At 60.2% G+C, this 20,213-nt stretch carries 19 protein-coding genes and 1 other RNA gene; 2 read left to right on the top strand and 18 right to left on the bottom strand.

From position 1 onward, the window contains the following. Window positions 1–17: 17 nt before the first annotated feature. From ftsA to VGL70_23190, 18 genes are all read right to left on the bottom strand, one after another. A complete protein-coding gene (ftsA, locus tag VGL70_23275) occupies window positions 18–1,244 on the bottom strand; it encodes a cell division protein FtsA (protein ID HEY3306453.1) in 1,227 nt (408 codons plus the stop codon). A gap of 95 nt (window positions 1,245–1,339) precedes the next feature. Further along, window positions 1,340–2,149, bottom strand: coding sequence for an FtsQ-type POTRA domain-containing protein (locus tag VGL70_23270; protein HEY3306452.1), 810 nt, complete (start codon window positions 2,147–2,149; stop codon window positions 1,340–1,342). Continuing rightward, window positions 2,146–3,096: a UDP-N-acetylmuramate dehydrogenase gene (murB, locus tag VGL70_23265; GenBank protein ID HEY3306451.1), complete on the bottom strand. Its 951-nt coding sequence runs from the start codon at window positions 3,094–3,096 to the stop codon at window positions 2,146–2,148. Before murB ends, VGL70_23270 begins: the two co-directional genes overlap by 4 nt. Window positions 3,097–3,259: 163 nt before the next feature. Further along, a complete protein-coding gene (murC, locus tag VGL70_23260; protein ID HEY3306450.1) occupies window positions 3,260–4,633 on the bottom strand; it encodes a UDP-N-acetylmuramate--L-alanine ligase in 1,374 nt (457 codons plus the stop codon). A gap of 34 nt (window positions 4,634–4,667) precedes the next feature. Then, window positions 4,668–5,777, bottom strand: a complete 1,110-nt coding sequence (gene murG / locus VGL70_23255; protein ID HEY3306449.1) for an undecaprenyldiphospho-muramoylpentapeptide beta-N-acetylglucosaminyltransferase — start codon at window positions 5,775–5,777, stop codon at window positions 4,668–4,670. A 2-nt stretch (window positions 5,778–5,779) separates the two neighbouring features. Next, window positions 5,780–6,844 (bottom strand): putative lipid II flippase FtsW, encoded by a 1,065-nt coding sequence (gene ftsW / locus VGL70_23250; protein ID HEY3306448.1) that lies wholly within the window; start codon window positions 6,842–6,844, stop codon window positions 5,780–5,782. Between the two features lie 26 nt (window positions 6,845–6,870). Beyond that, entirely contained in the window at window positions 6,871–8,205 is a 1,335-nt protein-coding gene (gene murD / locus VGL70_23245; GenBank protein HEY3306447.1) for a UDP-N-acetylmuramoyl-L-alanine--D-glutamate ligase, read from the bottom strand. 12 nt (window positions 8,206–8,217) lie between these two features. Next, window positions 8,218–9,294, bottom strand: coding sequence for a phospho-N-acetylmuramoyl-pentapeptide-transferase (mraY, locus tag VGL70_23240; GenBank protein ID HEY3306446.1), 1,077 nt, complete (start codon window positions 9,292–9,294; stop codon window positions 8,218–8,220). 3 nt (window positions 9,295–9,297) lie between these two features. Beyond that, entirely contained in the window at window positions 9,298–10,677 is a 1,380-nt protein-coding gene (gene murF / locus VGL70_23235) for a UDP-N-acetylmuramoyl-tripeptide--D-alanyl-D-alanine ligase (protein ID HEY3306445.1), read from the bottom strand. An 89-nt stretch (window positions 10,678–10,766) separates the two neighbouring features. Then, entirely contained in the window at window positions 10,767–12,308 is a 1,542-nt protein-coding gene (locus tag VGL70_23230) for a UDP-N-acetylmuramoyl-L-alanyl-D-glutamate--2,6-diaminopimelate ligase (GenBank protein HEY3306444.1), read from the bottom strand. Window positions 12,309–12,313: 5 nt separating this feature from the next. After that, window positions 12,314–14,203, bottom strand: a complete 1,890-nt coding sequence (locus tag VGL70_23225; GenBank protein HEY3306443.1) for a penicillin-binding protein — start codon at window positions 14,201–14,203, stop codon at window positions 12,314–12,316. A 53-nt stretch (window positions 14,204–14,256) separates the two neighbouring features. Beyond that, window positions 14,257–14,601: a cell division protein FtsL gene (locus tag VGL70_23220; GenBank protein HEY3306442.1), complete on the bottom strand. Its 345-nt coding sequence runs from the start codon at window positions 14,599–14,601 to the stop codon at window positions 14,257–14,259. A gap of 5 nt (window positions 14,602–14,606) precedes the next feature. Continuing rightward, window positions 14,607–15,536, bottom strand: a complete 930-nt coding sequence (gene rsmH, locus VGL70_23215; protein ID HEY3306441.1) for a 16S rRNA (cytosine(1402)-N(4))-methyltransferase RsmH — start codon at window positions 15,534–15,536, stop codon at window positions 14,607–14,609. Next, window positions 15,536–15,898, bottom strand: coding sequence for an STAS domain-containing protein (locus VGL70_23210; protein ID HEY3306440.1), 363 nt, complete (start codon window positions 15,896–15,898; stop codon window positions 15,536–15,538). The genes rsmH and VGL70_23210 overlap by 1 nt, the downstream gene beginning before the upstream one ends. A gap of 51 nt (window positions 15,899–15,949) precedes the next feature. Further along, a complete protein-coding gene (gene mraZ / locus VGL70_23205) occupies window positions 15,950–16,402 on the bottom strand; it encodes a division/cell wall cluster transcriptional repressor MraZ (protein HEY3306439.1) in 453 nt (150 codons plus the stop codon). 232 nt (window positions 16,403–16,634) lie between these two features. Further along, window positions 16,635–17,015, bottom strand: an RNA gene (rnpB, locus tag VGL70_23200) — RNase P RNA component class A. Between the two features lie 31 nt (window positions 17,016–17,046). Continuing rightward, window positions 17,047–17,466, bottom strand: coding sequence for a ribonuclease HI family protein (locus tag VGL70_23195; protein HEY3306438.1), 420 nt, complete (start codon window positions 17,464–17,466; stop codon window positions 17,047–17,049). A gap of 5 nt (window positions 17,467–17,471) precedes the next feature. Next, window positions 17,472–18,200 carry a C4-type zinc ribbon domain-containing protein gene (locus VGL70_23190; GenBank protein ID HEY3306437.1) on the bottom strand — a complete coding sequence of 243 codons (729 nt, stop codon included), beginning with the start codon at window positions 18,198–18,200 and terminating at the stop codon, window positions 17,472–17,474. A 234-nt stretch (window positions 18,201–18,434) separates the two neighbouring features. On the opposite strand from VGL70_23190, the gene VGL70_23185 reads away from it, so the two are divergent. Together VGL70_23185 and VGL70_23180 are read left to right on the top strand one after the other, a co-directional pair. After that, window positions 18,435–19,352, top strand: coding sequence for an ABC transporter substrate-binding protein (locus VGL70_23185; GenBank protein HEY3306436.1), 918 nt, complete (start codon window positions 18,435–18,437; stop codon window positions 19,350–19,352). Window positions 19,353–19,449: 97 nt separating this feature from the next. Next, window positions 19,450–20,213: ABC transporter substrate-binding protein (locus VGL70_23180; GenBank protein HEY3306435.1), on the top strand; the 764-nt coding region annotated here is incomplete at its 3' end.

Genomic DNA, 20,213 nt, shown 5'->3' with positions numbered 1-20,213 from the left:
AAAAACTTATAACCCGTTTAAAAAAACTCGCTGAACCAATCCACCATTCGACCCCTGACTTTGCCGAAGATGTTGTCGTCGCGGATGCGGAAAAAGTTTTTGTCCTGCCGCTTCATGCCGTAGAGCACCAGGCCGACGCCGGTGGCGTAAATCGGACTGGAGATGACGTCGGTAAGCCCGCCCACGTGCATCGGCACTCCGAGACGCGTGGGCATGCCCATCACCTCTTCCGCCATCTGCACCATTCCCGGTAGCAGCGTCGATCCGCCGGTCATCACGACGCCCGACGCCAGCGACCCGTCGTAACCGGATTTGGCGATCTCGCGGCGGATTAACTGGAAAATCTCGTCGAGGCGCGGCTCGATGATCTCGCACAAAATCTGCCGCGAGATGGTCCGGGCGCTTCTCCCGCCCACGCTCGGCACCTCCACCCGCTCGTCGCGGGTGACCATGTTCGTGCGCGCGTAGCCGTATCTTTGTTTGATCCGCTCCGCCTCGCCGATCGGCGTGCGCAGCCCGGCCGCGATGTCGCTCGTCAGATGATTGCCGCCGATGGCGAGCACCGCCGTGTGCTTCACCGAGCCGTCGTGAAACAGCGCGATATCGGTCGTGCCGCCGCCCATGTCGACCAGCGCCACGCCCAGCTCTTTCTCCTCGGAGGTCAGCACCGCTTCCGCGGAGGCGAGCGGCTCGAGCACGATGTCCGCGACGTTGAGGCCGGTGCGGTTGCAGCACTTGACGATGTTCTGCGCCGAGGTGACGGCGCCGGTGACGATGTGAACTTTCGCCTCCAACCTCACGCCGGACATCCCGAGCGGCTCCTTGATGCCGTCCTGCTCGTCGATGATGTAGTCCTGCGGCAGGATGTGCAGCACTTCGCGGTCCATCGGGATCGCCACCGCTTTGGCCGCGTCGATCACGCGCTCGAGGTCGCGGTCGGTCACCTCTTTATTTTTGACCGCGACGATGCCGTGGCTGTTGAAGCCTTTGATGTGCCCGCCGGCGATCCCCGTGAAGACGGAATTGATCTCGCAACCGGCCATCAGCTCGGCTTCTTGGACCGCCTTCTTGATCGATTCCACCGTGCTTTCGATGTTGATCACGACGCCCTTGCGCAGGCCTTGGGATAGGTGGGAGCCGACGCCGATCACCTCGACGCCGCGCTCCGTCATCTCGCCGACGATCGCGCACACTTTAGAAGTCCCGATATCTAAGCCGACGACAAGGCTGTTTCTCTTACCCATAACGTTTTTGCTCAATTCCTCCTGATTTCATCCTTCATCCCTCATGGTTCGAGTTTCCTCACCATGACCCTGAGTGCAATCGAATGGGTCATCCTTCATCCTTTCCGTAGCCGCGCGATCACCTGGTTGCGAAAGCTCAAATCCAAAATCGCCAGGCGATCTTCGTTGCCTTTCCACAGCTCCAGAACGCGCGCGAGACGCTTGAGCTTGTCTTCCCAGTTTCCCGACCCCATGGACAGCGCGACCCGGCGGCCGACGGGATAGACGATCAGTCCTTCCCCCGGCAGAAAGTGAATTTCAGAAAGCGCGAAGGCGTCCTTGGCCATGAGATCGTTCAAGCCGAGCGCCTCCTGAATCCTCTGCCGGGTAGTAAAGGAAGTCGGATAGCGGAGATCCTCCTGCTTGAGGCCTGTTAGCAGCGTAAAGTCCGTCCGCTCGCCCTCTTCCACCGCTTTGAAGATGTACCCGTCGCGATCGACGTAGTAGAGCTTGCCCAGGGCGGCAATCGCCTTGGCCTCACGCTCTTCGACCTCGATCACCACGCGGCGGGGAAATTCCCGGCGCACGAGAACCCGGCCCACCCATCGGTGGCGCGCCACTTTTTTTTCGATCGCGGCGGGATCGACTCTCCAGATGCTCACGCCCTGGCTCAAGCCGGCCATCGCGACGATCTCGCTGCCGCCCACTTTTTCTCCGCCTTTCACCTTGATCTCGTGCACGGAGAAAAGCTCGTGGTCGAGAACCGCGTCTTCGGTCCGGCGCGCGATTTCGATCGCGCGCGGCCAGTCCACGTAGAGCAGCGGCGCCGCGAGGATGAGACCCAGAGCCATCTCGATCGCCAGGCGGAGCCGCCCGCCCTTGGCCTCGGCTTTTTTGTTGCCTCGAAGCGAGGAAAAAAATTTCATGTCGATCGCCGCTCCACCGGCCACTCTCCGAGGAACTTGACCTCGGGAGAAAGCTCGACGCCGAATTTTTCTCTCACCGCCGATTGCGCCAGGTCCATGAGACTCTTGACGTCCGCGGCGCGCGCGCCGCCCAGATTAACCATAAAGTTGGCGTGGCGCGCCGAAATCTCCGCGTTGCCGATGCGCTTGCCTTTCAAACCTGCGGCTTCGATCAGCCGGCCGGCGAAATCCCCCGGCGGATTGCGAAACATCGACCCCGAATTGGGATAGCCGGAGGGCTGGCTCTGCTTTCTCTTACCCACCAGCTCGCGCACCTTCGTGCTCACCTCTTCCGCGTCTCGCTTTTGGAGCTTCATGCGTACTGCCGTCACAATGGTTCCCGCGGGGAGATTAGAATCGCGATAGGTGAAGACCATCTGGTCGCGCTGAAAAGCGACGGCGCCTTTGAGTGTCACGCCATCGACTCGCTCGACGATCTTTTCCATCTCCGAGCCGTAGGCGCCCGCGTTCATCACCAACGCCCCGCCGACGCTTCCCGGTATCCCTTCGGCGAACTCCAAGCCGCCGTAGCCCCGGCGCGCGGCCTCGCGCACGAGCTGCGTAACGGCGTAAGCGGCGCCGACGTCCACCAGCGCGCGCTCTCCTTCTTCGCGCCACGAGACGCGCTTGAACTCTCCGCCCAAACGGAGCACCGCGCCGCGCACGCCGAGGTCGCTCACGAGAACGTTGCTGCCCTTGCCCAGAAGGCAAAAAGGAATTTTATGAACGTCCAGAAGGCGCAGCGTTTCGATCAGCGCCCGGCTCGTTTCCACGTCGATAAAATAGTCGGCGGGCCCGCCGATCTTCATCGTCGTGTAGCGAGCCAATGGCTCGTTGGATTTCACTTTCAAACCGGGAACAAGGTTCAATTTTTGAACCAGCTCGGTTTCATGTTCTTCTTTTTTCATCGGCACCATTTAAGACTTACCTCAGTGCACGACTGTCGGTGCGGCGAGGGCGGCGAGCCTGAAGGCCGCGGACGTAGAGACGTGAAGGCTTCGTTCAAGCCACTGCCATATCGGCCGCGGCCGGAAGACTCGGCGCCCGAGACGCGCAGTTGCCCTACCTCATTCATCGCTGCAGCGCCTCCACCAATTTCTCTCCCACCTTATAGATGTCGCCCGCGCCGAGCGTGAGCACGATGTCTCCCGATTGCAGCTTCGGCAACAGGCGCTCGACCATCTCCTCCTTATTGGCGACGTATTCGACTTCGAGGTGACCGCGGCGCTTGATCGCTTGATAGAGCGACTTCCCGGACGTGCCTGCGATCGCCTCTTCGCCGGCGGCATAAATTTGCGTCAAGAGCAGGCGGTCCGCCTTGTCGAACGACGCGAGAAAGTCGTCGAACAAATCGCGCGTCCGGCTGTAGCGGTGCGGCTGAAAGATAACCGTGAGCGGCCGGTTCCAGCTCTCGCGAATCGCCTCGATCGTCGCCTGGACTTCCACCGGATGATGGCCGTAGTCGTCGATGACGAGAATCCCTCGAGGCTCGCCTTTGACTTCGAAGCGCCGGTGAATACCCGTGAAGGACTCCAGCCCCGCCGCGATTCTGTCAAAAGGAATTTCCAGCTCTTGGGCGGCGGCGATGGCGGCCAGAGCGTTGAGCGCGCTGTGGCGCCCCGGAGACCGGAGCCGCAGCAGCCCCAGGCTCGTCGCGCCGCGCCGGACCGAAAACTCGACGCCCATGGGGTGCAGCTTCACGTCTTCAGCGATGTACTCGGCCTCGAGAGAAAATCCGTAGGTGACGTAGCGCTTTTTGACCTTGGGCAACAGCGCGCGCACGTTGGGATGGTCGAGGCAGAGAACGGCGAGGCCGTAGAAGGGAATCTTGTTGATGAATTCGAGAAAGCTCTCCGTGAGACGATCCATCGTCTGGTAAAAATCCATATGCTCGCGGTCGATGTTGGTGACGACGGCGATGGTCGGCGAGAGTAAAAGAAAAGTCCCGTCGCTCTCGTCCGCTTCGGCGACCAGAAAATCTCCCTGCCCCAGCTTGGCGTTGCTGCCGAGCGACCGGACTCGGCCGCCGATGACCATCGTGGGATCGAGGCCGGCGGCGCTGAGGATGGCGGCGATCATGGAAGTCGTCGTCGTCTTGCCGTGGCTGCCGGCGACGGCGACGCCGTATTTCATCCGCATCAGCTCGGCCAGCATCTCGGCGCGCGGTATGACGGGAATATTGCGCCGGCGCGCCTCGAGCACCTCCGGATTGGAGAATTTAACGGCGGTGGAGATCACCACGACCGACGGGTCGCCGCGGAGATTGGCATCGCGGTGGCCGAGGGAAATATTCGCTCCGAGGGAGCTGAGCCTCTCGGTCGCCTCGCTCTTGCGCAGATCCGAGCCGGTGACCGAATAGCCGAGATTCAGGAGAACTTCGGCGATGCCGCTCATGCCGATGCCGCCGATCCCGACGAAGTGGACCCGGTGTTTTTTCTCAAACATTTCTCTCTAGTATTCAGAATCCAGGAGCCAGGAGTCAGAATCCCCTCCCCGCTTCTGGCTTCTGAATTCTGGATTCTGAATTCTTCACCAACGCGTAACACTCATCGACGATTTTTTTTGCCGCGTCCGGGCGGCCGAGCCGTTCGGCCGCGCGCGCCATGACGGCAAGCCGCGCGCGGTCCTGATACAGAGCGCGAATGCGCGCTGCCAGCTTGCCGCCGTCGAGTTGCCGGTCGAGGATCATTTCGGCCGCGCCGTGGTCGCGGAGCGCCTCCGCTTGCAGGCGCTGGTGATCGTAGGCCGCGTATGGATAAGGAATTAGAATCGCCGGCTTGCCGAAGACCGTAAGCTCGGCGAGCGTCGCCGCCCCCGCCCGGCAGACGACGAGATCCGCGCGCGCGTACGCCTCGTCCATCGCACCGATGAACGGAACCACTTCGGCTTCAAACGACACAGCGGCGTACGCGGCTTTGACCCATTTGAGATCCGCCTCGCCGGTCTGATGAACGATCCGAATCTCCGCATCCAAATCTTGCAGGCTCTTGAGCATCTCGACGGCCGACTGATTGATACGGCGCGCGCCCTGGCTGCCGCCGAAAATGAGCACCGTGAACTTGGCGTCCTTCCTCACTTCAGGGAGTTTTCCCCAGCGCACGGGATTTCCGGTCTCGACCACGCGGCCCGCGGGAAAAAAACCGGCGGCGCCGGCGAACGCGGTAAAGATCCGGTCCGCGATTTTCCCCAAAATTTTATTGGTGAGTCCGGGGCGCAGGTTCTGCTCCATCACCGCTAGACGAATTCCTTTCGTCCTGGCCGCAACCAATAAAGGTCCGGACGCGTAGCCGCCGAGTCCGATGACGCAATCGGGCCGGAACCGCTTGAGGATCCCGAGCGAGCGAAAAAATCCGGCCGGGATGCCGTACATCGCTTGCATCATGCCGCGGAGCCCGCGGCCCTTGAGTCCTCTCACCGGCAGCGTCTCGAGGGGAAAACCCGCGGCCGGAACCGCCCGGGCCTCGATCCCTATCTTCGTGCCGACAAACAAAATCTCCGTCATGGCGTCCCGCTTGCGAAATTCATGCGCCACGGCCAGGCCGGGGAAGAGGTGACCTCCGGTTCCCCCGCCGGCCATGATCACTCTCATTCTCAACGTCTCCCGCGCGATAAACTGAGCAACATGCCCGCTTCGATCAGGTTGATCACCATCGCCGAGCCGCCGTAGCTGATAAACGGCAGCACCAGCCCCTTGGTCGGCATCAGTCCCATGACGACGCTCATGTGGATCAAGGCCTGGAGCGCGAGGAGAGTCGTGAGCCCAAACGCCAGGTGTTGGCTGAATGGATCCTCGATCCTGCCCGCCAGGCTGAGCCCGCGCAGGATGATGACGGCGAAGAGCGCCAACACGGCGAGCGCGCCCAAAAGCCCCATCTCCTCTCCGATGACGGAAAAAATAAAATCGGTATGCGCCTCCGGCAGATAAAAAAGCTTCTGGCGGCTCTCACCGAGGCCGCGGCCCCACAATTGGCCCGAGCCGAACGCGATGTAAGACTGAATGATCTGAAAGCCGCTCTTCGAAGCATCCGCCCACGGATCCATAAACGTCATCAGTCGCCGTATGCGGTACTCAGCGCCCGTTACCGTGAAGGCGACGACCGGCAGCGCAGCTAATACGACCAGCCCGAGATGCACCGGCTTGACGCCGGCGACGAAGAGCATGAGAAAGAGGAGCAGGCCGAGCGTTACCGCCGTGCCCAGATCGGGCTCCATGACGATCAGCCCGAGGAAAAGTCCGCCGACGACCAGATGCGGCAGCACGCCGATGGAAAAACTGGCGATCTTGTCGGATTTTTTCGCCAGCGAGTGCGCCAGATAAAGCACGAGCGCGAGCTTCGCCAGCTCGGCGGGCTGAAACGCGAAGCCGCCGATGCCGAGCCAGCGGCGCGCGCCGCCGCGCACCAGGCCGATGCCCGGTACCAGGAGCAGAATCAACAAAACCAGGACGAGACCCAGCAGCGGATAGGCAAAGCGCCGGTACTCCGGAGGCGGAATCAGCGCGGCAATGAAAAGTCCCACGAGCCCGAGGCCGACGGCGATGAACTGCTTGCGGAAAAAGTAGGTGCCGTCGCCGAAGCGCTCCTGGGCATAAAGATAGCTGGTGCTGAGCACCATCGTGATGCCGACCGCTAAAAGGGCGGTCACGGCAAAGAAGATCCACGGGTCGACGGCGACGCCGTTTCTTACAATTCTTGAACCAACGCCTTGAATCGCTTTCCCCTTTCCGTGTAGTCGCGAAACATGTCGAAACTCGAGCAGGCGGGAGAGAGCAGCACGACGTCGCCCGAGCGGCTGCTCTGGTCGGCGTCGCGCACCGCCGCCGCGAGATCTTCCACGAGGACGGTCTCGGTCAGGTGCCCCAGCGCGGCGCAGATCTTTTCCTTGGCCGCGCCGAAGAGAATGAGCTTTTTAACCGTGCGCCGGACTTCTTTTTCCAAGGGCCCATAGTCTCCGCCTTTATCGACGCCGCCAGCCAGGAGCAGCACCGGCGAAGAAAAACCGGCCAGCGACTTCACCACAGCGCCGACGTTGGTGCCCTTGGAATCGTTGAAGTAGCGGACGCCGTTTTTGTCGCGCACGAATTCCAGACGGTGCTCGAGGCCGGCGAAACCGTCGATGACTTTTTGGATCGCCGCCGAGGGAACGCCGGCCGCCCCGGCAGCCGCGATCGCGGCCATCAGGTTCTCGACGTTGTGCACTCCCTGGATCTTGGCGCGCGCCAGCGAGAAGCGCTCCTGTTGGCCGGCGCTCCGCCAAACGATTTCTTCCTTCGCGGCAAAGACGCCGTCGTTCACGGCTTCCCAGCCGAAGGAAACGACGCGCGCGCAGATGCGCTCTCTCATGGACCAGACCCGAGGGTCGTCGTGATTGAGTATCGCGATGTCGTCGTCGTTCTGCGCGTCGAAGATTCGCTCCTTGGCCTCGCAGTAAGCTTGAAAGGTCGTATAGCGGTCGAGATGGTCTTCGGTCAGATTGAGAAGCGCCGCGATCCTCGGTTGGAATTCTTCCACCCACTCGAGCTGAAAGCTGCTGACCTCCACCACGCCCCAATCCCAATCGCCGCCGGCGAAGCCGATCAGCGGCGCGCCGATATTGCCGCCGACAAAAATATTGAAGCCGCCGGCCTTGAGCATCTCTCCGACGAGCGCCGTCGTCGTGCTCTTGCCGTTGGTGCCGGTGATCGCAATCAAAGGCGCGCGGATAAAACGATACGCCAACTCGATCTCGCTCAGGATCTCGATGCCGCGCCGGCCGGCCTCTCGAAGCAGCGGATTTTCCTGCGGCACGCCCGGACTCGGGATCACGAGATCGACTCCTTCCACCCACGCCGGATCTTCGCCGCCGAGTAGAAAACGAATCGGCAAGCCGGCGAGAGCTTTCATTTCGCCGCTAAGCTCGGCTCCGCTTCTGCGATCGGTAACGAGAACCTCCGCTCCGCGTTGCGCGGTAAACCGAGCGGTTGCAATGCCGGTTCGCGCCGCACCGAGCACCATCACCTTTTTTCCCTTCAACTCCATCCAAGGTCTTCTTCATCTGAGCTTCAACGTGCTGAGCGCGATCAGCGAGCAGATGATCGAGATGATCCAGAAACGGACGATGATCTGAGGCTCGGGCCATCCTTTGAGCTCGTAATGGTGGTGGATCGGCGCCATCAGAAAGACCCGCTTGCGCCGGAGCTTGTAAGACGCCACCTGAAAGATCACCGACAGGGCCTCGATCACGAAGATGCCGCCGACGATAATCAAAAGGATTTCGTTCTTGGTCATGACGGCGACGATGCCCAGAGCCGAGCCCAGAGCGAGAGAGCCGACGTCGCCCATGAACATCTGCGCCGGATAAGCATTGAACCAGAGAAAGCCGAGCCCCGAGGCGACGACGGCGGCGCAAAAGACGGTGAGCTCGCCGACGCCGGGCACGTACGGGATCTGCAGGTATTCGGCCAAAGCCTTGTGGCCGGTCACATAGGCGATCAAGCCATAGGTTCCCGCCGAAATCATCACCGGTCCGATCGCGAGACCGTCGAGACCGTCGGTCAGGTTGACGGCGTTGGAGGCGCCGACGACGACCAGCATCGAAAAGGGGATGTACCAGATGCCGAGGTCCGGGCGGACGTTCTTCAGAAACGGAACCGCCAGCACGCTGCTGAAAAAAGGCTGGCGATAGAGCATGATCGCGGCGACGAGCGCGACGAGCATCTGGAGCAGGAATTTGACCCGTGCCGGCAGGCCGCGGCTGCTTTTTTGTTGCAGCTTGAGCGAGTCGTCGATAAATCCGATCACGGCGAATCCCGCCGTCACCAGCACGGCGATGGTGATGTAAGGATTGCCGATATCGGCCAGCATCACGGTGGCGAAGAACAGCGCGAGGATGATGAGCACGCCGCCCATGGTCGGTGTCCCCGCCTTCACCGCGTGCCCCGCCGGGCCGTCGTCGCGAATCGGCTGGCGCATCTGCATGGCGGAGAGCGAGCGGATCAACGACGGTCCGAACAGAAACGAGATCAACAGCGCCGTCAGCGCGGCCATCGCGGCGCGGAAGGTGATGTAGCGAAAAACGTTGAACGCCGAGTAGGTCGTGTGCAGGGGATAGAGAAAATAATAAAGCAAAGATCACGCTTCCTTGTCTCTCAGCGCCGCGAGCACGTTTTCCATCTTCATGCCGCGCGAGCCTTTGAAGAGAATCCAGTCGCCGCGCCGCGCGTGTTTTCGGACGAGCCCCGCAAGGTGGCGGTGATTTTTTCCGATCGTTATCCGATCCTGGTCCATGCCGGCGCGCCGCGCGCCTGCTGCGACCGCGCGGGCCTGCGACCCGAGCAAATAAAGACGGTCCACGCCGCACGCCGCCGCCTGGCGGCCGAGCGCGCGATGGCGCTCCCGCGCTTCGCCGCCGAGCTCGAGCATATCGCCGAGGACCGCGATCTTTTTCCCCTTGGCTTTTAATTGGCCGAGCGTTTTGAGCGCCGCCTCCATCGAGGCCGGATTGGCGTTGTAGGCGTCGTTGATGACGCCGACGCCGCGCCAGCGCTCGACCGCCATGCGCATGGCAAAAGGCCGCGCCGATTCCAAGCCCGCGCGGATCGCCGCGATATCGACTCCCAGTCCATGGGCCATCGCCGCCGCGCCCAGCGCATTGGAGAGATTGTGCGCGCCGGAGAATCGCAGACGGACGGGCTCGCGTTGCCGCTGGACTCGTAGCGTAAAGCGGGATTCGCCGGCGTCGAGAGATCGCCAGCCCTCCGCCCTAACCGCGCCGCTTTTTCCATAGGTGATTTTCGTTCCTTTGAACCTCGCGCCCAGGCGTCGCGTCCACGGATCGTCGGCGTTCACGACGGCGACGCCGCCGGAGCGTATGCCGCGAAAGAGCTGTCCCTTTTCCCGTGCCACGCCGGCGACGGTCCTGAGGCCGCTGAGGTGCGCCGGGGCGACCGAGGTGATGAGGCCGATGTCGGGCTCGGCGATCCTGCAAAGTCGCGCGATCTCTCCGGGAGTGCTCGTCCCCATTTCCACGACCGCGACCTTCTCACGGCCTCGAAGGCGGAGCAGCGTCATCGGCAGGCCGACGAGATTGTTGAAATTGCCTTCGGTCTTTAAAACTTTTCCCTTGAGCCGTTGGCCGTCGAGCGACGCGCTTTGGAGGATCGCCGCGACCATCTCCTTCGTCGTCGTCTTGCCGTTCGACCCCGTGATGGCGAGAACCTTGGGCGCGACGACGGTGCGCCGGTAATGGGCGAGATGGCCGAGGGCTTCCAGCGTGTCCTTGACCCGGACCACCGCCGCGCCGCCGAGGGCGCCGCCGGCCACGGGCCGCTTGTGAACCAGTAGACACGCCGCGCCGCGCCGCGCGGCATCGCCGAGGAAACGGTGGCCGTCGAACCTCGCGCCTTTGAGCGCGACAAACACGGAACCTTTTTTCGCGCTCTTCGAATCCGTCACGATTTCGCCGAAGACGCTACGCGCGCCTTGCCGGATCAATTTCCCGCCTGTAGCCATTAATATCTCTTCCAGGCTCCACATCTAAAAATGCATTCATGAGTTTTTAATTTTGAGTTTCAAGTTTTTAATTACCTAAAAACTGACAACTAAGAACTCAGTTTCTGCAGCTCCTTTCTTGCCACTTCCCGATCGTCGAAATGAATCTTCTTCGCGCCCAGAATCTGATAGTCCTCGTGGCCCTTCCCGGCGATCAGGACCAGATCGCCCGCGCGTGCGCGACTCAACGCGAAACCAATCGCCGCCCGGCGATCCGGCTCGACGAAATAACCGCGCTCCGATTTTGGATTTTGGATTTTGGATTTTGGATTCGGAACCGAAACTCTTTTCATGTCTGTACGACGAACCCCCACTTCAATCTCTTCAAGGATCTTGAGCGGATCTTCGCTGCGCGGATTATCCGAGGTGAGAACAGCGACGTCGCTGAGGCGCCCGGCGGCTTCGCCCATGAGCGGACGCTTGCCGCGGTCGCGGTCGCCGCCGCAGCCGAAAACGGCGATGAGCCTGCCCTTCGCAAGCGGCTTGAGAAGAGTGAGCGCCCTTTCGAGCGCGTCGGGCGTGTGGGCGTAATCGACCAGGATGGAAACGCCGCGGCTGTTCTCGACTTTCTCCAGCCTCCCGGGAACGGTCGCGAGCCGCGCGATGCCGCCGGAGATAGCTTCCGGCTTGAGCCCCAAAGCGTAGCCGGCCGCCGCCGCGGCCAAAATATTTTCCAGATTGACGGCGCCGACGAGCGCCGAGGAAAATTCAACCGCGCGCTCGCCTATCTGGAGCTTGCCGCGAAGACCGTCAAGATCGCCCTTGACTGCGACCGGATGGACGTCCCATTCCGGCGCGTGGCCGTAGCTCACCGGCCGAACGCCGAGGCTGGCGATTTTTTCCAGCAGCTCGCGTCCTTTGGGATCACCGCCGTGGATGACGGCGGATTTTTCCTTCTTGGCGCTCGACGGCAGGTAATCGGTAAAGAACTTGCTCTTGCTCAGGAAATAATGCTCCATGTCGAGGTGAAAATCGAGATGGTCGCGCGTCAAATTGGTGAAAATCGCCGCGTCGAAATCGAGGCCGCGCACGCGCTCGAGTTCGAGCGCGTGTGAAGAGACCTCCATCGCGACGCTGTCCACGCCGGCGGCGGCCATTTCCGCGAGCAGGCGTTGGAGATCGACCGACTCGGGCGTCGTATGGGGCGCGGGGAGAACGCAATCCCGGTAACGGTAATTGACCGTCCCGACGACTCCGGCGGCTATCCCGGCGGCGCGAAAGATCGATTCCAGTAGGTAGGTCACCGTGGTCTTGCCGTTGGTTCCCGTGACGCCGACGAGCGCCACGCGCCGGCTGGGATAATCATAGAACCGGGCCGCCCATGTCCCCATGGCGCGTCGGACGCTCCGCACTCGGATCCACGCGCAGTTAACAGGAGACCCGATCTTGCGCTCGACGACGACGGCGGCGGCGCCGCGCGCGAAAGCGTCTTTGATAAACTCATGCCCGTCGGTCCGCGCTCCCGGCACGGCAAAAAAGACAAAGTCTTTCTTGACCTGCCGCGAGTCGTACGCGAGCCCTGCAATCGCGCGATTAAGATCGCCTTTGCTCTCTTCCACCTCGCCCGCCTGCACGAGTTCGCTGAGACGCATGATCGTCAGCCTTGCAGGTTGAGGGTCAGTATCTCGTCTTTCCCCCAGCCGGCGCCCGGAAGAGGCGCCTGCTTTATTACGTACCCGTTGCCGCGCATCTCGACTTTGATCTTGAGCGTTCTGGCTTTCTCCACCGCTTCGCGGAGACTGAGGCCGATAAAGTCCGGCACCTCCGGACCGCCGTCTTCCCGCGCCGCGACGCGCTCGACTCTGCGCTCCGCCCGCGCCGCCGCGTGCTGCGCCGCCGGAAGCGTAGCTTGCATTTTGTCCGGCGCCACCGCCTGACGCTGCAGGCTCGCTGCGGCGATGTTGCGGAATGCCGGGGCCGCGACCGTGCCGCCGTAAACGGACGTCTCAGGCTCGTCCACAATCACCAACATAACGAGGCGGGGCTCATCCGCGGGGACAAAACCGATGAACGAGGCGATTCTCTTCTTGGAATATCCGCCGCGCGCCGGATCGGGTTTTTGCGCGGTGCCGGTTTTGCCCGCGACTTCGAATCCTTCCACGCCGGCCATGACGCCCGTGCCGCCTTCGTCGACCACGCCTTTGAGAATAGAGGTGAGCACGCGGGCCGTTGATTGCGAGATGACCCGGCGCACGACGTGCGGCTGGTTCTCCCACAGAACGCGGCCGTCGGGCGCGACGGCTCGGCGCACGACGAATGGCCGCATGAGGAAACCGCCGTTAGCGATCGCGCCATAAGCCATGACCAGTTGGATGGGGGTTACCGAAATTCCCTGGCCGAAAGCATGCGTGGCGAGATCGATCGCGGCCCATTTGGCCGCGGGCCGGACGGCGCCTGCGGCCTCTCCCGGCAGGTCGATGCCGCTCGGCTGACCGAAACCGAATTTATCAATATATTTCGAGTAGCGGTCCTTGTTGAGTTTCTCGGCCACTTTGGTCACGCCGATATTGCTAGAATATTGGATGATCTTGGAGAAGGGAAGCCAGCCGTACTCGTGCGTGTCGTGAATGGTCTTGCCGGCAAATGAATACTTGCCGTACTCGCAGTAAAAAAGATCTTCCTTGCCGACAACTCCTTCTTCGAGCGCGGCGGCGGCGAGAATGGTCTTGAAAGTGGATCCGGGTTCGAAGCTGTCGGTCACCGCGCGGTTGCGCCGTTGCTGCGACGATTGGCGGCTGAAGCTGTTGGGGTTGAATAATGGATAATTGGCGAGCGCCAGGACTTCGCCGGTGAACGGCTCCACGACGACGGCGATTCCCGCCTTGGCCCGGTACTTGGCGACGGAGGCTTCCAGTTCGCGCTCGGCCAGGTGCTGGATCGAAGTATCCAGAGTCAACTGCAGGTCGGAGCCCGGCGGGATCTGGAGCCCTTCCACGCCGTGCACGAGGACGCGGCGTCCCAATGCGTCGCGCTCGACGAGCGGCGAGCCGCTCTCGCCGCGGAGGTAATGGTCGTATTGCATCTCGACGCCTTCCAGCCCCTGCGAATCCCGGCCGACAAATCCGATCGCCTGTCCCGCAAGCTGGCCTTGTGGATAATAGCGGTTGGGCTCGTCGTAAATTCCCACGCCTTCGAGATTGAGGGCTTGAACCCGCTCGGCTTGCTTGGGCGCGACCTGGCGCTTGATCCACACGAACGGCTTATCCGTAGCGAGCTTCGCGATCACCTCCGCCGCGTCGAGCGCCAGCGCTTGCGCGAGGCTGCTGCCTACGGCGTGCCGGTCCTTGATGCGATGAGGACGGGCATAAACCGATTTGCCCTCCAAACTCAGCGCCAGGGGCTCTCCCGAGCGATCAAGAATCGTGCCCCGTCTGGGAAGCACGATCCATTCTTTGAGATGTTGTCTCTCGCCCAGTTGCTTGAGCTTTTCTCCCTCGATGATCTGGAGCTGGACCGCGCGCAGCGCGATCGTCAAAAATATCAGCAAAAAGAATCCGCCCGCGAGCCCAAGGCGGAATTTGGCTCCCGCGAACGAGCGTCTCACGGCAGAACCACCACCTGACCCCGCTGAGGCTCGGTCATTCCCAATCTCGCGCGGGCCATCGCTTCGAGCCGCCCCGGCGAAGTCAGCGTCGCCAGCTCCACCTTGAGCTCGCGATTTTCCTGTTCGAGCTGGCTCTGCAGCTTGCTCATGGTGGAAAGAACGTAGCCGAGATGAACCACCTGCAGCCGGAGCCAGACATGCAGCAATGCCATGGCGACCAAACCGACCCCGAGAACGGCAGGCAAGAGCAGTCTTCTGCGCCGGAAGACCCGCGCCGGTTCAGCCTGTCGCCGTTTGGGGAGACCGAGCCCCCATATTTTTTTACTCAGAGCTATCGCCATTTTTCTTAGATCCGTTCGGCGGCGCGGAGCTTTGCCGACCGCGCTCGCGGATTTTGCTGCAGTTCCAAATCCGACGGGGTGCGCGGGGTGGAGGTCAACAGTCTCACCTTTTGACTCCAGCCGCAGCGGCAGATAGGAGTTTTTGGCGGACAGATGCAGCTCCGGCTCCATTTTCTAAACGCCTGTTTGACCAGTCGGTCTTCCAACGAATGAAAAGAGATGATGACCATGCGCCCCCCCGGGTGTAGGAGTTCATAGCCGTCGTCCAAAAAACCCTGCAGGTTTTCCAATTCTCGGTTCACCGCGATTCTCAACGCCTGAAACGTTCTAGTGGCGGGATGAATGTGGCCGCGCTTTTTTCCCGCAACTCGCGCCACGAGATCCGCCAGTTCTTTCGTGCTCGCGATACGGCCGCGCCTGCGCTCGGTTTCGATCGCAAAGGCGATCCGCCGCGCCCGCGGTTCTTCTCCATACTCCCGCAATATCCGCGCCAGCTCTCGAACCGGGAGCGTGTTGACAATCTCGCTCGCGTCGGGAGCTTGTCGCCGGTCCATTCTCATGTCGAGTTTGGCCTCCGCCTGAAAACTGAATCCTCGATCGGCGGACTCGACGTGATGCGACGAGAGGCCGAGGTCCAACAAAACGCCATGCACGCGCTCCCAGCCGAGTTGCCGCAAGACTTCCCGCGCGTCGCGGAAGCTCGCGCGCCGCACCACGAGCCGGTCGCCGAATCTTTCCAATCGCCGGCGCGCCGCCGCGACGGCCTCGTCGTCCCAATCCAAACCAAGGACCCTTCCATCCGGGCCGCTTAGCTCGAGAATTTTTTCGCTGTGCCCTCCACCGCCGAGAGTGCCGTCAAGATACGTTCTCCGCGCCTCGGGCCGCAGGATTTCCATAACTTCCTGCAGCATCACCGGCGCATGCGCGTACGCCATTAATGAAACGTTCCATCCCCTTCCCAATCGTCGTCGAAGCTGTCGATGGCGTCCTCCAGTGTCATATAGTCTTCGAAGAATTGATCCATTCCGACAACCTTGAAGATGTCGCGGACGTAGGGGGTCATTCCCGCCAGCTTTAAATCGCCGTTCAAATTGCGCAGAACCTTTAGCCGCTCGAGCAACACTCCGATGCTGAGATAGTTGATGTGATCGACGCCCTTCAGATGCAAAACAACTTTCGTCTGTTCACGGTCGATCAAGGAGCCAATGGCGTCCTTGATTCGGATCATCTCACGAAAATCGATGTCGCCGTTGATATCGATCACCGAGACATCCTGGATGATTTTTCGCTGCAGCATTCGCTTCTCCTTTGACCCGTCGCGGCTTCTCTCTGACGCGGGCCGTTAGAGTTAGAATCCCAAATCGCCGAAGTAATTAGGATCCTGCACCACTTTGTCTTCGGCCTCGGTAAAGACCTTCTTCCATGCCTCTTTGTCCCAGACACGAAATTTATCAAGCGCGGAAACCAGGACTACGTCGCGTTTTAGATTGGCATAGTTGCGGAGCAACGGGGGGATGAGGATGCGTCCCTGTTTATCCACAGCGCATTCGGTCGCGCTGCTCAAATAATAATTTTGGAAGTCCACCATGCGCGTATCGAATCTCGGTTTTTTTTTGATCTCTTCCTCGAAGCGAAGCCATTCGTCGAATGGATAAACGTCCAAGCAGTGCGTGGAAGCAACTGTGAAGTTGGTGATGATGATGCGGTCATCACCTTTCCCCAACAAGACCTCGCGAAATTTCGCCGGGATACTTAAACGACCTTTCGTATCGACGGTGTGTTCAAAGCTGCCACGAAACATTTCAACGCCTTGGATATTTGTGGGAGTTCATACCACTTTATCCCACTTAGTCGCGATTTATAGCTTCCTGTAGGGCTTCTGTCAATAAAAAAATTCTGCCTCAAAATGCGGCTATTACAAGGCGAGATGGCCCGGCCACTAGATGTTGCGATAAACGACGTGAATATTTATGAAAGTCGCAAGATGTAGACGGGAATTGTGGCGCGGGAAACTACTACCCCCGGAAAAAGCAGGCTAAAGCAGATCGATAAGCCGGATTCTGTAATGGCCTCTAGTAGAGACCACAGCGATCATTCATCTGGCCCTGTAATTGCTCACAGGGTCGAGCGACCTTACCCGAGGGCTGTGGGCGGACCACCCAACCCTCCTATTTGGTCTTGCTCCAGGTGGGGTTTGCCATGCGTTCGCCATCACTGGCGGACCGGTGAGCTCTTACCTCACCTTTTCACCCTTACCTTCCGTTTGAGGCGGACGGCGGTATGTTTTCTGTGGTACTTTCCCCCGATCACTCGGGGCCGCCGTTAGCGGCCACCCTGTCCTGTGGAGTCCGGACTTTCCTCTCCTCCCAATGCCACGTTAATGGCATTGGAGAAGCGATCGCTTGATCTGCTTTAGCCCGACTATCAGAAGTTTTTCGGAGCTTTTCAATGCGCTTCGTCGATGGCTTGATTGGCCAATCGATCGGCGACGCGATTTTTTTCGCGCCTGACATGAATGATACGATACGAATCGAGCTGGCGCAACAGCGCCTGCGCCTCTTGATGGAGCCGGCTCAACTTCTCGTCCTTGACCCGGTACACGCCGTTCAACTGGCGCACCAAAAGCTCGGAGTCGCTCTCGACGCGCAGCCGCTTCCCTCCGAGTCGCAGAACCTCCTCGAGACCCATCAGAAACGCTTCGTACTCGGCCACGTTATTCGTAGCGCGACCCAGATAGCGGGTGAGTTCCCGGATGGTTTTGCCGGTTTCGTCGAAGATCACCGCGCCTGAGCCCGCCTCCCCCGGATTGCCGCGGGACGCGCCGTCCACCATGAGCAGCCATTCCCCTTGGGGATCGCCTGCCATCGGATTTAGATCTGCTTGTCGTTGGAAACAGTAGGCTTGTAGTAGAGAATACGGTGACAACTCGGACAAAGATGGAGTCTTTCGCTTTTCCTGATCTCGTTCGAGAGCTGGGGCGGGATGTTCATGAAGCAGCCCTGACAGATGCCGTCCGAGATCGCCACCACGGCCATGCCGCCGCGTCGCGAAAAAATCATCTCGTAGCGTTGGATGAGATCTCCGTTGAGCTGCGCGGCGATGGTTTGGCGGCCCGCGGAGGTTTGCGCCACCTCTTTATCGATCTCGGCCACCCGCGCCTCCAATCCCGCCTTCTGCCCCCCCCACGCTTGCTCGAGCCCGCTGATCTCTTCGTCTTTTTCCTTAAGCATAGACGCGCGCGCCTCCAAATCCTCCAGGATTCCGATCAGCTCCTCTTCGATCTGCGAATTGGCCTGTTTGATCTGATCGACCTCATGCTGAAGAGCCTGGAGCTCGCGGATATTCTTGATCCGGTTCATGCGCATCCGCTTCTCCATCGTCTTTCTGCCCTCGTCCTGCAGCAAATGCTCTTTTTCCTGCCTGAGTTTGTCTTTTTCCTTCCACTCGGCCCTGAGCTGCGTTACTGCGTTCCGTTTCATCTTGAGCTCGTCTTCTCTCTTGCGGATTTCTTCCAAGAGCACCTGCTTGGCGCCGTTTTTCTCCTTGATCTCGCGGTCCACGTTCTGCAGCGAAGCCAGTATCTCTATTTGCTCGCGCAAGGCCAAACCTCCGCCAGCTCAAAAAAAGAGATGCACCCTTATGGGTGCATCTCTTTCCCGGCAATTCTTCCCAGGATATTGACTTTGATAATTTTCAGTTTCACTTCTTACAACGCTCTAGGGTTTTACTTATCCGGATTTGCTCCTGAAGTCAAAGCCGTCCGACTCTCCGCTTGACAACGCAAACCCACAATGGGATGGATAGCGGATATCAAAAAAATTCTCGGAGGAAGCATGGACAAGATCAAATTTCCTTATCGTTCTGACGGCCATCTGGCCTTTCTCCACGTGGTGCAGGAATCCGGGGCCTGGGCGAAGCATGGCCTGGACGTCGACTACGATTTTTTTATCAGCGCGGACGATTCCCACAAAAGCGTCGGTAAAGGAGATGTGGAATTCGTCAGCGGCAATCATCTCTCGCCGTACGCCGCCCGCCTCAAGGGGGATCCGTGGCTCTACGTCGGCCAGACGCTCAATCTCAACTACCACCGGCTCGTCGTGCAACCTGATTCCGGCATCGACAAAATCGCCGATCTCAAGGGCAAAGTCGTCTCCCATAAAGGACAGCATCCCGGGCTCAACAATTGGCTGTTTCTTAAGGAGAACGGTCTCGACGTCGATCGCGGCGACATCGTGATGAAAAAGTGGCGCAGCGAGAGCAAGGACGCGTGGGAAGGAGTCAAGGCGGGAGAATTCGACGGCGCGCTCGTGACCCCGCCGGACGACCTTTTCGCCAAGCGGGCGGGACTCAAAGTCATCGACATTCCGTTCCAGCCGATGATTTGGTTCACCACCGTCTCGACGAGCTGGCCGTTCGCCCAGAAACACCCCGACATCGTCGATCGGGTACTCAAGGGCATCATCGAGGGTGCTCATTTTTTCAAAACGCAGAAGGCAAAGACCATCGCCATTCTGGAAAAGAAGTATGGATCTCAAGGCTGGGACAGAGAGGTTGTCGAACACGTTTACAAGGAACTGGCCGCGATTCTGGAGAAAAAACCTTATCCTTCACTGCCCGCGATCCGGAACGTTTTCGAGCTGGCGAAGCGTCAGGATCCGGAATCGGCGAAGGTCAATCCCATGTCTCTTTGGGACATGCACTATCTAAGAAAAATCGACGATAGCGGGTTCATCGACAGATTGTACACCTAGGCATATCGCGTGCGGCCCCCGAGCTTGGGCGGCCGCTCGTTTCGTTCATCCAGGAGATCAACTCTCCAGCCAGGCGCCGTCCCTCTCGCTGACTCCGATGGATATCCTTCGCACTACCGGCTACCACATGAGGCCGCCGCATCTGGTGGCTCAATACAAGGGCTACTTCGAGAAGGAAGGGATCGAAGTCCGCTTCGACGAAGCGACCTACGCGCCGGATCACAATCGCGGGATCGCCGAAGGACGTTGGGATTTTACGCTCAGCAGCGCGGACACGATGATCGCGCGGACGACGCGGGATGGAATGGACTACCTTCTTTTCCTGCAAGCTGAAGAAGGCCTAACGGCGAGTCTCGTCGGCAGACCCGGCATAGTTTCTTTAGATGCGCTGCGCGGCAAGCTAATCGCCGGCGATCCCGGCGACTCGAATCTCGATCTCATCCGGATGAAAATTCTCCGCAGCCACGGCATAAACGAAAGCGATTACCGGATCGCGATCATCGGCAGCTCGCCCAAACGGCTCGAAGCGTTTCTCCAGGGCAAGGTCGCCGCAGCGATGCTGACGCCGCCATCAACGGAAAAAGCCTTTGTGTCTGGTGGTATCCTCCTCGCGCGCGCGGAGGATTACGTTTCCAATTGGCCGCTGACCTGCGGCTGGACGCACCGCTCGTGGCTCGAAGGGCATCGCGACGTCACGATCCGTTTTATCCGCGCCTGGGTCGTGGCGACGGACTGGCTGCTCAAGCCGGAGAATCGCGAGGAAACGATTCGTCTGATCGTGGAGGAGGAGCATCTCGACCGTACGAGAGCGGAAGAGGCGTACGCGAAAGTCGTACCGAAGGCGCGGCTGAATCCTGAGGC

This window comes from Candidatus Binatia bacterium, assembly GCA_036504975.1.
GTDB lineage: Bacteria > Desulfobacterota > Binatia > UBA9968 > UBA9968 > JAJPJQ01.
This window is presented reverse-complemented; position numbering and strand designations above follow the sequence as displayed.

Excerpts from the sequence above, each read along its gene's own strand:
- murG (HEY3306449.1), bottom strand. The coding sequence starts at position 5,777 with ATGAGAGTGATCATGGCCGGCGGGGGAACCGGAGGTCACCTCTTCCCC.
- ftsA (HEY3306453.1), bottom strand. The coding sequence starts at position 1,244 with ATGGGTAAGAGAAACAGCCTTGTCGTCGGCTTAGATATCGGGACTTCT.
- VGL70_23270 (HEY3306452.1), bottom strand. The coding sequence starts at position 2,149 with ATGAAATTTTTTTCCTCGCTTCGAGGCAACAAAAAAGCCGAGGCCAAG.
- VGL70_23210 (HEY3306440.1), bottom strand. The coding sequence starts at position 15,898 with ATGCTGCAGCGAAAAATCATCCAGGATGTCTCGGTGATCGATATCAAC.
- VGL70_23220 (HEY3306442.1), bottom strand. The coding sequence starts at position 14,601 with ATGGCGATAGCTCTGAGTAAAAAAATATGGGGGCTCGGTCTCCCCAAA.
- VGL70_23230 (HEY3306444.1), bottom strand. The coding sequence starts at position 12,308 with ATGCGTCTCAGCGAACTCGTGCAGGCGGGCGAGGTGGAAGAGAGCAAA.
- murD (HEY3306447.1), bottom strand. The coding sequence starts at position 8,205 with ATGGAGTTGAAGGGAAAAAAGGTGATGGTGCTCGGTGCGGCGCGAACC.
- rsmH (HEY3306441.1), bottom strand. The coding sequence starts at position 15,536 with ATGGCGTACGCGCATGCGCCGGTGATGCTGCAGGAAGTTATGGAAATC.
- murC (HEY3306450.1), bottom strand. The coding sequence starts at position 4,633 with ATGTTTGAGAAAAAACACCGGGTCCACTTCGTCGGGATCGGCGGCATC.
- mraZ (HEY3306439.1), bottom strand. The coding sequence starts at position 16,402 with ATGTTTCGTGGCAGCTTTGAACACACCGTCGATACGAAAGGTCGTTTA.
- VGL70_23185 (HEY3306436.1), top strand. The coding sequence starts at position 18,435 with ATGGACAAGATCAAATTTCCTTATCGTTCTGACGGCCATCTGGCCTTT.
- murB (HEY3306451.1), bottom strand. The coding sequence starts at position 3,096 with ATGAAAAAAGAAGAACATGAAACCGAGCTGGTTCAAAAATTGAACCTT.
- VGL70_23195 (HEY3306438.1), bottom strand. The coding sequence starts at position 17,466 with ATGGCAGGCGATCCCCAAGGGGAATGGCTGCTCATGGTGGACGGCGCG.
- murF (HEY3306445.1), bottom strand. The coding sequence starts at position 10,677 with ATGGCTACAGGCGGGAAATTGATCCGGCAAGGCGCGCGTAGCGTCTTC.